Origin of the sequence: uncultured Caballeronia sp. (genome assembly GCF_964243625.1) — a bacterium.
Classification (GTDB): Bacteria; Pseudomonadota; Gammaproteobacteria; order Burkholderiales; family Burkholderiaceae; genus Caballeronia.
This window is the reverse complement of the sequence record NZ_CAXTGZ010000825.1, coordinates 1-2,182: the sequence shown is the minus strand read 5'-3', so window position 1 is coordinate 2,182 and position 2,182 is coordinate 1. Positions and strand designations below refer to the sequence as shown.

General features: G+C 56.8%; 2 protein-coding genes. Both read right to left on the bottom strand.

The window, feature by feature from the left end; genetic code table 11:
• Nucleotides 1–114: 114 nt before the first annotated feature.
• The gene (locus ACFFAR_RS31415; protein ID WP_375509250.1) at nucleotides 115–1,008 is read right to left on the bottom strand and encodes an FCD domain-containing protein; all 894 of its coding nucleotides are present in this window, start codon (nucleotides 1,006–1,008) and stop codon (nucleotides 115–117) included.
• 50 nt (nucleotides 1,009–1,058) lie between these two features.
• The coding region (locus tag ACFFAR_RS31410) for an aconitase family protein (RefSeq protein ID WP_375509249.1) at nucleotides 1,059–2,182 on the bottom strand (1,124 nt) is incomplete at its 5' end.

Here is a 2,182-nt window from a genome sequence, read left to right as displayed (position 1 = left end):
ATCGGATTCCCCAGATTAATTGAAGCACGAAGTCGCCCGGTCGGCGTGAAGGAGGAAAGAATCGAAGCGTTGACTGTCATGAGCGATGTGGAAGAGATCAGGTAAGGATCCGATCTAGGGTTTGAGAATGTTGCTGATGTTGGATAGCGCGTCGAGCGTGTGGCGAAGATGAGCGCGAAGCTCCTCGGACGCTTCTTCGTTGCGTTCTTTCTCCAGTAGATCAAGAACGTTCAGGTGCTGCTTGCAATGCTCGGTATAGCGCTGTCTGTCCTGCATCGAGCGATAGGAGAGTAAGCGTCTGACGCGATTTACGCGCTTGATGGTGTCAATAAAAAATGAATTGCCCGACGCTTCCACCAACGATTCGTGAAAACGTACCCCTCGGTCGTGTAGCTGGTCTGCAGTATCTGTTTCGATTCCTCCCTGCAGCAAATGTACCTCGGCCGCTCGGCACCGTTCGAGTACCTTTGGATCAAGCCGATATCCGGGTTCTAGCAACGCGGCCGGCTCTAGCGCCAATCGCAGTCGATATGATTTCAAGAGGCTATCCGGGGTGGTCAGCATCGAAGAGAACTGCCAGCCGTAGCCCGGTTTGCGCTCGGCCCAGCCTTCTTGCGAGATGCGCCCAAGCACGGAGTTGAGCTGGGTATTCGTTAATCCGTAGCGCGTTTTGAGCGCCTGCTCTGAGACTTCCTCTGGCAGTAACCCCTTCAGCCTGTCGTCGGCGATTCGAAAATAAACGCTCGTGACGACATCCGCTTCGCCCAAACCAAGCTGGTCGACGACCTGGTCGAGCGGCTGCTCCACTGGCTTTGCCAAGAAAAATCCGCGATTCCGCTCGCGAATTAACACGCCCTTTTCATGCAAGAAGGCGAGCGCATCGTTGACCGGGGAGCGCGACACACGAAGGCGATCCGCGATCAGTTGTGCCGGCAAGTGACTGCCGACAGCCATTCCTTCTGCATGAATAAACGCGACGATTTGCGAGGCGATCGATTTGTCGTTCATGACGATTCTAGCCTGTTCCTTCATTCGGCTCGCACGCTCCGCCTAGGTCGTCAGGTCGGGAGCGATTGCGCTGCCAGTGTTTTTTGCAGGATCAATGGGATTACGCCTCCGGCGCGCAGCAGTGCCGTTTCAAGTTGCGTTTCTACGGCTGCCGTTGCTTCAAATTGGTCGATTTTCCCATCCACACGAACGATTTTGACACCGATTAGGCAACGAGGTGCCAACGTCTCGGCTGATGCGCTGATTTCGAGCTTGTCGCCGGGGCGAACGTTCAACGAAGCGGGCGTGATGCCTTCAGGCAGGCGCAGAGGCAGGATGCCCATCCCGATCAGATTCGACCGGTGAATACGCTCGAAGCTGACAGCCAGGACCGCGCGAATGCCGAGCAGTCGCTGGCCTTTCGCGGCCCAGTCGCGCGAGGATCCCGTCCCATATCGCTCGCCGGCGATGAGAACGACCGAGTCTCCATCGGCGCGGTATCGATTGGCAGCTTCGAAGATCGGCAGCACTTCACCAGTCGGGACGTGCAACGTGTTTGCCGTCGGGGCGTCAGCCTTCAAAAGATTGACAAGCGTCTTGTTGTAAAAGGCGGCACGCAACATAACTTCCCAGTTCCCGCGGCGAGACGCAAAAACATTGAGGTCGTTACGATCGTCTCCGCGCTCCACCAGGAAGTCAGCGACGTAGCTATCTTTCGGAATCGCACTTGCAGGGGAAATGTGATCGGTTGTTACATCGTCGCCCAGCACGAGCAACGGGTAGGCGATGTAGGTGCCAAGCTGGGAGCCTTCCGAGAGCGAAGCAAAGGGCGGCCGACGCAACGCAGTCGACGCGTGATCCCACGGATATTGAGCACTCTCGGGGGCTTTCATTTCGTGCCAAAGCGGGTTCTGACTGGCGATAGCGAACGCGCGGGGGTAATCACTCGGCTCCACACCCTGCTTCACCAACGCTGCAACTTCCTCGCGGCTTGGCCATAAATCATTCAAGAAAACGGGCTTACCATCTGCGGTGATTTGCACCGGGTCCTGGCTTAAATCGACTTCCGCGTCACCAGCTAGTGCAAAAGCGATGACCAGGGGCGGTGACATGATGAAGCCCAGATCCAGATCCGGATGAATCCGGCCCGGAAAGTTCCGGTTGCCCGACAACATGGCGACGGGATAGACGGACT